Genomic DNA, 8,324 nt, shown 5'->3' on the forward strand with positions numbered 1-8,324 from the left:
TTTTGTGCTGTTCGCCGTATGCTGTTTGTTTTGCACTGCACATGCCTTGCGCCGCCTGTTTGCACTGCTCGTCACGCGGTATTCGTTTTGCGACGGCTTCCGCGATACTACCGCCGCAGGATTTGTGAGCTTTTATAGCGCGCGGACAATCTGAGAGCGTGGCTAAATCAACGCACGTCCGAGTAGATCGCCGCCGCGGCGTAAATTTCATAAATTTAATCCGCCGAATAAAATTTACTCGCGCCGCCGTATCTTTGCGGTGTAAATTTTGCTAAAATTCGCTCCATGCGCGAAATCCGCTGCGCAAATTTAGAAAAAGGTAAAATTTTGAATCTAAACGAAGCGATAGTTGCCACCGCGAAAAAGCAAAAAGAGTGCAGACGCGCGTTTGCAAAGTATCTATTTTTGGGAATTTTATTTATAGCTGTCCTACCCGTAGGCGGCGGATTTGCCGTAGGACATCTTTTTGAAAATCGTCTTGCACCGCTATTTTTCATCATTATCTATATTCCGTTTTTTCTCGCCGCGCTAATGGCTAATGCTAGCCGAGTGACCAGCGAGCTGGGGGATTACAAAGCGTTTTATAAAGACGTTTTCGTCCGCGCCGCTATCAGCGAGGTAGGTCCAAATTTTAGCTATGATCCAAATGCTGGTATCAGCCGTAAAGAATTTCGCAAAATCGGCATCTATTCGCCAGACGAGTTTCGCGCAGAAGACCTAATTAGCGGAACGTATAATGGCGTCAAATTTAACCTCAGCGAAGCGACCCGCATCCCAAACGGCGCGACGCTGGAGCTAAGCGACTCGGCGGCGCTAAATTTGCTCTCTGCGATAATTTTTGCTTGGGAGGCCATGAAGGATATGCAGGCATTTGGCGGTTCGGTCTTGATCTGCGAGTTTTACAAGAAATTTAGCGGGCAAACTATAGTCGCGAGCCGCACGCTAAACACCAGATTTTTAGGCGAAAAAGAGCAGATGGACGACGTGTTTTTTAGCAAAGAATTTCGAGTCTTTGCGGATGATAAAGTAGAGGCGAGATATCTTTTGACGCCTGCGTTTATGGAGCGTTTGAGAGAGTTAAAGATAAAATTTGCTGGAGAGATGGGCGTGAGCGCCGAGCTTAGAGGACGCCGCGGGGATCAAAAATGAAATTTTAGAGCTTTTATCTATCATAGACGAGCTAAATTTAAACCCGGATTTAAGCGGGGCGGCGATTTTGGCTGATTAATGCGCGCCACTATTTATTGGCTAAAATTTACTTGCGCTGCGGCTGGGATCGCCGTTATTCTCCGCTGCCGATCGAGATCCGCTACGGCTCGGATCGCTCATTTTCGCTGCCGTTCGGAGCGCGCCTAAGTAGTTCCTGTTCGCGAGCGAATAATCTGCAAAATTTCTCCCAGTCGTGCAGATAGACGAGCCTGTGCTCTTTGCCGCTTTCGTCTATGAATATGCCCTGCGTCGAGCCAAGACTCATCTTTTGCCAGTAGCCGAAAAACGGCAACGCCTCGATCTCCTCTTGCAGCACGCCTCGCATCATGCCGTTATCGTAAATTTTTAGATCGTAGTAGGTCCTTTTCATTTTAACCTTTCTAAATTTTACCGCGACGGAATTTTATCGTGGAATTCTTAAATTTGCATCGGGATAAAATTCTATCTTTTAGAATTTTGTCCACTGCGAGATTTGCTGCGAATTCCGCGACTTTAAATTTTTGCGGCGTCAATCCTCGATGAAGCCCTGTAGAATTTCACCGCAAGTAAAATTTAGCCTGCTAGCGCCTTTAGCTGATTGACGTTTAGCCCGTCAACCAAAATATAGCTCGCATCGATGAAGCGGTAGTTTTGCTTCGGCAGCCGCGCGATAAACTCACCGTATTCCAGCTCGGCGATGGCGCGGTAGTTACCTGCGTCGTTTTCGTCGCCCTCTATGCCTATGAGCGCGATCTGCCAGTGCGCTACGTCGCTATTTTTCAGCATCTCCGCGTTTTGCCACTCCACAAACGGCTTGTAGGGCAGGATAGTGGGCAGGTCTTGCGTGAGCGCGTATGAGCCCATTATCGTGCCGTCATCTCCATTTCGGTAAAACCTCTGGTGCGCGCTGTAAGCGTCGAGATATTGCACCTCGATCAGCCGCTTGCTAAACTCGGCGGCGGGTTTATACGAGGCTAAAATTTTATCCATCATCGCGCGGTTTATCGCAAAAGGCCTCTGCGCCCCGTAGCAAAAATTTACTTCCGTATCGCCGCCTAAGTGTTGATCTATCGAATGTAGCCCCGCCGCTATATCGCGCTCGTAGTCGAATTGCTCTATCCTGTCGTGAGCGTAAATTTCGCCGTTTTCATCCGCGATCTCGCTTCCTAGCTGCTTAGATAGCGCCTGCAGATACGAGATCGCCAAAACCCAATCAAAGACCGTCGCGGGCGTATTTACGCGCACAGCGTAGCTTTGCTGATCCTCATCGTAGCTAAGCTCCATTCCGCGCCCGCTCTTGCCTTGCACGCCCAAAATCAGACACTCATACTCGCTCAAAGGAGATTTTAAAAACGCCCTCTCGTCAAAGTCCTCGGCGCTCTCGTCTATGCCAAACACCGATAGATCGGGCAGGATATCCAATGCCTCGCTAACGCTCATAGCGTCCGAATACCCCATAAATAGCGGTCGCTTTTTGTTTTTGACGCGGAATTCTACGCTCATCGTTTTCTCCTTTGTTAAATTGGCAAAATTATAGCGAAATTTTACCCGCCGCGGCGAGCTAAATTTGCGGCGCAAGGAGTTGTGAAAAGTAAGCTTAAAGCTTTTTGGGATAAAATTTAAACAGACCGACGTAAGCGGTAAATTTAATCAAAGGAGCGAAAATGACGAAAGATCAGTGCTGCGTTTTAAAGCATTTGACGGCGGGCGAGACGGGCGGTTTTGAGAAAACGGGCGAGATGAATGACGGCGAGTTTTTGGATGAGCTTATCGGAAAAGGGCTTGTTTGGATGCTTGACTGGGTCGGCGAGGACGAGACGGGCGATGTGGGCAAATTTATCAGCTCTAGACTTGATGCGCTGCAAAGCGGCGTGTCACTAGAGTGCGATAAAATTTACGCAAGGCTCGAAAAAGAAGCGAAAAAAGAGGGTTTCGAGCGCGGCGATGCGAGCCTATTTTTGATGAACGAGTTTCAAAAGGCGCTGAAAAAGAGCGATTTTAGGCTCTTTACTTTGGACCTTCATAACGACGCTTATTACCTACTTGTCGCGCACAAGGACGCCGAGAAAGATTTTAAAAAGCTAGGCAAGCGCGAGGAGCTATTTTGGGATATCGCGCCGTGGGGCAAGCGCCGCAAAAGGCAGATCCTTTACGTCATAAACTGCGAGTGCGGCGAGATGTCAGCGTGGCAGCTGGATGCGGACGAGCCCTCTCCTAGAGATGAGGTTTGCGAGGTTTGCGGGCGGGTACTTTTCGACGCAGACGGCAACGCGATGCAGCCTTTAGAGAAGGAATTTATCTGATCCTACTTGCTTATCGCGGCTTTACGTGCGAAGTTTTGGCTGGATGAAAGTCAAATTTTATTGCGCAGATTGACAGGATTTAGCGCGTGGATTTGGTTTGCGACTCGGCGGCGAAATGCGGTTTAAATTTAAGGCTCGCTCGGGCGGCGGAATGTAGTTTTTGATTTGCGGCTCGCTCTGGTAGTAAAATACGGCTCGACGCGGCTCGCTTTGGTTTGCTGCTCTCGTGAACGGTGAAATTTTGCGGCTTATGTTTGCCTTAATAAGACCGTAGCGCAGGATGCACTCTTTTAGCGCTTGCGTTCTGCGTGAGTTTTTATTTAACAAGTTCGCAGTCGCGGGCGCATCTACCTATGCTGCGCTAAATTTTGATTTTAATGGTTGTGGACGTAGGCTCGCGCCGCTAAAAATCAAAATTTTGCCCTGCCGCGAGCGCTAAATTTACAATCTCTAAATTTAAAATTTTAAGCGTAAATTTTGATCTAAAATTTCTAAAGTCGCTAAATTTTAAAATTTAAATGCAATGCGAGCTTGCCGGCTTGTTCGCCATAGAGCTCGTAAATTCCGCCGCTGCAGAAATGGCGAACTCATTCGATTTAAAGATAAGGCAAAATTTTAGCTAGAGCGAGTGCCCGCACAGAATTCCGATATTAGCGCGACTGCGAAAGCGCTATGTTTGAAATCCGAAACCGACGAGGTGCGGCGAAAGGCTAGCCGCGAGCTTTGGCGATGCACGCCTCGATCGCCGCCATCACCGCTGCGCGAAACCCCGCCGCCTCCAGCGCCGCGAGTCCCTCTATCGTCGTGCCCGCAGGCGAGCAGACCGCGTCTTTGAGCTCCGATGGGCGCTTGCCGCTTTGCAGCAGGCACGCCGTGCCCTCTACCGCCGCCGCTACCGCGTCGTAGCACAGCGCCCGCGGTAGTCCGCCCCGCACGCCCGCGTCTGCCGCCGCCTCGATAAAGGCGCACACATACGCAGGCAGGCTACCTGCAATCCCCGTAAATGCAGCAAAGCCAGCCTCGTCTATCTCGTAAAATTTGCCGATTTTGGCGGCTAGAGCTCGCACGATCTCCCGACTGGCCTCATCAAAATACTCGCCGTAGCACAGCGCCGTAGCCGACGCGCCGATACCCGCGGCGACGTTTGGCATCGCGCGGGCTATAAAAACGTCCGCACCTACGATATTTTGGGCGCGCTCCAGCTTAAAATTCGGCGCCAAAAGAAGCAGGATTTTGCCCGCAAGCTCGGGCGCGATCAGGTGCAAAATCTCCTCGTAGCTGGCGGGCTTGGTCGCGAGCACGATAATATCCGCTTCGTGCGTCAGTTGCGTCTCGCCTTGTAAAATTTGCACGCCATAGCGCTTACGCAAGGCTTCATTTTTGCTTCTAGCATAAGCTAGGACTTGAAGCTTCGTATCGGAGCCGGACTGCGCGCAGGCGGAATCACGCTCGCGGCTCGCAAAATTCTGCTCTAAATTTGCGGAATTCTGCCCGCAAGGCGCAAAGCTTTGAGTATCGGGCATAAAATTTTGCCCGTCGTGCGCGGAATTTTCTCCGCTCGCCGTGCAATTTTCCCTATCCTCTGTAAAATTTTCTCCGCCCTTTGCGCAATCTCGCCCACCAGCTTTGCAAAGTGCGGCGATCATCGCCTCGCCCATATTTCCGCCGCCGATAAATCCCACTTTCATTTTCGCTCCTTTTAAAGCTAAATTATGCCTCAATGATAGCTCAAAATTTCTTTATCCGCCCTTGCGGCGCGCGGTTTATCTACGTAAAAGCAAATTTTAGCTACAATCTCGCCTAAATTTTTAAAAAAGGATGCGTTATGGCAATAAACGTTTTTTACGACAAAGATTGCGATTTGGGCTTGATTAAGGCTAAAAAGGTCGCTATGATCGGCTTCGGCTCGCAAGGGCACGCTCACGCCGAAAATTTACGAGATAGCGGCGTAGAGGTTATCGTGGGTCTTAAAAAAGGCGGCGCGAGCTGGAGCAAGGCCGAGGCGAAGGGCTTTAAAGTAATGAGTGTCAGCGAGGCTACGAAAGCCGCGGACGTCGTAATGATCCTAACGCCCGATGAGTTTCAAGGCGATATTTTTAAAGCGGAGATCGAGCCGAGCTTAAGCGAGGGCAACGCGATCGCGTTCGCGCACGGCTTTAATATCCACTTCGGACAGATCGTCCCTCCAAAGGGCATCGATTGCATTATGATCGCTCCGAAAGCCCCGGGCCATACCGTCCGCAACGAGTTTGTAAGCGGCGGCGGCGTGCCGATGCTGATCGCCGTTTCGCAAAATGAAAGCGGCAGAGCCAAAGAGCTTGCTCTAAGCTATGCAAGTGCGATCGGCGGCGGCCGCACCGGCATCATCGAAACGACCTTCAAAGCAGAGACCGAGACCGATCTTTTCGGCGAGCAGGCTGTGCTTTGCGGCGGACTTTGCGCGCTCATTAACGCAGGCTTTGAGACCCTCGTCGAGGCTGGATATGAGCCTGAAATGGCGTATTTTGAGTGCCAGCACGAGATGAAGCTGATCGTGGATCTCATCTATCAAGGTGGCATGGCAGATATGCGTTACTCGATCTCAAACACCGCAGAATACGGCGATTACGTAAGCGGAAACCGCGTCGTAAACGAAAGCAGCAAAGCGGCGATGAAAGAGGTGCTAAAGGAAATCCAAAACGGCAAATTTGCAAAAGACTTTATCCTCGAGCGCAAAGCTGGCTATGTGCGAATGAACGCCGAGCGCAATATCACGGCAAACAGTTTGCTTAGCAAAACCGGCGAGAAGCTTCGCGCGATGATGCCGTGGATCGCTAAGGGCAAGCTCGTAAATAAAGATAAAAACTGATTTCGGCTGAGCTTTGGCTAATACAAATCCACGAGGGCGCCGCAAAAAGCGCCCGATCAATTACGCAACGATCGCCTTTGTCGTAATCTTATGCTTTTTAAGCGGTGCGGTTACCTACGCGGTTTTGGATCTCGTATTTTCGGGCAATAAAGCTGCGTTGCAGCAAAGCTCGCGCAAACAAACCCCCGAAAGCCCTTCCGATCCTCGCGGTAAAAAGCCGCGTTTAAGCGCTGCACAGAAGGAAGCCCTGATTCAAAAGGAGCTTGATAAGATCGCCGAGCAAAACGTAACCGCGCCTAAGATGAGCATCGAGCCCGCACGACAGAATTTCGCAGGACAAAATTCTGCAAACGGCGATTCGCAAAATTCCGTAAATTCTACGGCTTCCGTAAATTCCGCCGCTGCAAATTCGGCGGGTGAAGGACCTGACGTAAATTTTACCGCGGCAAATTCCGCTTCAGAAAATTTTATAAATTCTACCGCGCAAAGTCCTGCTTCTAGCGGCGCAGACGATCTTTCTAAATCGCCGCGCAAGGCTTTGCCCGCAGGCTCTCGCGCAAAGTTAGCGATCATCATCGACGACGTAGGCACCGACGAGCAGGCGCAAAAAATCGCCGCTCTGCCCGTGCGAGTGACGCCGTCCATCTTCCCGCCCGAGTATCAGCGCAAAGACACGCGCTCGCTCGCTCGCGGCTTTGAGCATTACGCGATCCACCTGCCGATGGAGGCGAGCTCTGCCAAAAATAATTCCGCGACGCTGCGAGCTTCGGATAATTATGAGAAGCTGCGCGGCGTCATAGCCAAGCTGCGCGCGGACTTTCCGAACGCTAAATTTATAAATAACCACACCGGTTCTAAATTTACCGCCGACGAGCGCGCGATGCAAAATCTGCTGCGCGCGATGAACGAGTATGGATTTTTATTTATCGACTCGCGCACAAGCCCCACTACCAAGGCCAAGGCGGCGATGAATGGGCTCGGCATGCGATACGTGCATCGCGATGTGTTTTTAGATAATCAAAACAGCGTCGCCGCGGTGCGCAAAAAGCTGCGCGAAGCCGTCGCGCTTGCTAAAAAGCAGGGTTACGCCATCGCTATCGGCCATCCCAAAAGCTCCACTCTGCGCGCGCTTGCAAACAGCGCCGACATCCTAGGCGAGGTGGATTTGGTCTATTTGGACGAAATTTATGAGTACTACGAGTGAGCTTAGTTTTAAAATTCAAAGCCTAGCAAGGCTCGGTGCGAGCGAGCCCGCGCAGCTGTATTTTAGGGGCGAGCCGGCGATGTTACAAAAGCGCCGCATCTCGATCGTGGGCTCGCGCAAGATGAGCGTTTATAGCAAAAATTTGATCCTGCGCCTCGCGCGCGCTTTGAGCGATGCGGACTTTTGCGTCGTAAGCGGTGCAGCGATCGGCTGCGACATAGCCGCGCACGAAGGGGCGTTTCCAAACACGATCGCAGTTTTTGGAAACGGCCTTGATCAAATTTATCCCGCGCAAAACGCCGCTATGATCGGCAAAATTTACGAACGCAGTCTCGCGCTTAGCGAGTATGAGGACGGCGTGAGCGCGCGCGGATTTCAGTTTTTGCAGCGCAACCGTATCGTCGTGGCGCTGTCCGAAGCGCTGATCGTCGCTCAAGCCGAGCCTCGCAGCGGTTCGCTGCAAAGCGCGCGCCTGGCCCGCGAGATGGGCGTGCCCGTATACGTACTGCCGCACCGTATGGACGAGAGCGCTGGTACGAACGATCTGCTCGCAAAATCTCAGGCGCGGCTGATCGCGGATTTTGGCGAGTTTGTCGAGTCTTTGGCTCCGCAGACGCCGCAAAGCACTGAGCGCGCGCAGGATGAGGTGATGGAATTTTTAGCGCTAAATTCCGATCTGCAAGCGGCGATCGAGCGCTTCGGAGATAAAATTTACGAATACGAGCTTGAAGGCAGGATCGAAATTTTAGGCGCAAAGATCGTGGCAAAGTAGCCGATGATT

8 protein-coding genes are annotated in these 8,324 nt (G+C 51.4%); 5 read left to right on the forward strand and 3 right to left on the reverse strand.

Going from position 1 to position 8,324, the window contains the following annotated elements; genetic code table 11:
* Positions 1-327: 327 nt before the first annotated feature.
* Positions 328-1,149: a DUF3137 domain-containing protein gene (locus Q0372_RS10125; RefSeq protein WP_298105567.1), complete on the forward strand. Its 822-nt coding sequence runs from the start codon at positions 328-330 to the stop codon at positions 1,147-1,149.
* A 160-nt stretch (positions 1,150-1,309) separates the two neighbouring features.
* Here Q0372_RS10125 and Q0372_RS10130 read toward each other — a convergent pair whose 3' ends face one another.
* Both Q0372_RS10130 and Q0372_RS10135 read right to left on the reverse strand, forming a co-directional pair.
* The gene (locus Q0372_RS10130; RefSeq protein WP_298105570.1) at positions 1,310-1,579 is read right to left on the reverse strand and encodes a hypothetical protein; all 270 of its coding nucleotides are present in this window, start codon (positions 1,577-1,579) and stop codon (positions 1,310-1,312) included.
* 182 nt (positions 1,580-1,761) lie between these two features.
* A complete protein-coding gene (locus Q0372_RS10135) occupies positions 1,762-2,691 on the reverse strand; it encodes a DUF4299 family protein (protein ID WP_298105573.1) in 930 nt (309 codons plus the stop codon).
* Positions 2,692-2,852: 161 nt separating this feature from the next.
* Here Q0372_RS10135 and Q0372_RS10140 point away from each other — a divergent pair, with 161 nt between their 5' ends.
* Entirely contained in the window at positions 2,853-3,491 is a 639-nt protein-coding gene (locus Q0372_RS10140) for a hypothetical protein (protein ID WP_298105576.1), read from the forward strand.
* A gap of 710 nt (positions 3,492-4,201) precedes the next feature.
* Here Q0372_RS10140 and proC read toward each other — a convergent pair.
* Positions 4,202-5,179, reverse strand: coding sequence for a pyrroline-5-carboxylate reductase (gene proC, locus Q0372_RS10145; protein ID WP_298105579.1), 978 nt, complete (start codon positions 5,177-5,179; stop codon positions 4,202-4,204).
* A 137-nt stretch (positions 5,180-5,316) separates the two neighbouring features.
* Between proC and ilvC the strand changes: the two genes are divergently transcribed.
* From ilvC to Q0372_RS10160, 3 genes are read left to right on the forward strand one after another with little or no spacing between them, the layout of a single operon-like run.
* A complete protein-coding gene (gene ilvC, locus Q0372_RS10150) occupies positions 5,317-6,339 on the forward strand; it encodes a ketol-acid reductoisomerase (protein ID WP_298105582.1) in 1,023 nt (340 codons plus the stop codon).
* 13 nt (positions 6,340-6,352) lie between these two features.
* A complete protein-coding gene (locus tag Q0372_RS10155) occupies positions 6,353-7,543 on the forward strand; it encodes a divergent polysaccharide deacetylase family protein (protein ID WP_298105585.1) in 1,191 nt (396 codons plus the stop codon).
* The gene (locus tag Q0372_RS10160; RefSeq protein WP_298105589.1) at positions 7,527-8,315 is read left to right on the forward strand and encodes a DNA-processing protein DprA; all 789 of its coding nucleotides are present in this window, start codon (positions 7,527-7,529) and stop codon (positions 8,313-8,315) included. Before Q0372_RS10155 ends, Q0372_RS10160 begins: the two co-directional genes overlap by 17 nt.
* Positions 8,316-8,324: the final 9 nt, after the last annotated feature.

This window comes from uncultured Campylobacter sp., assembly GCF_937997405.1.
Taxonomy (GTDB): domain Bacteria; phylum Campylobacterota; class Campylobacteria; order Campylobacterales; family Campylobacteraceae; genus Campylobacter_B.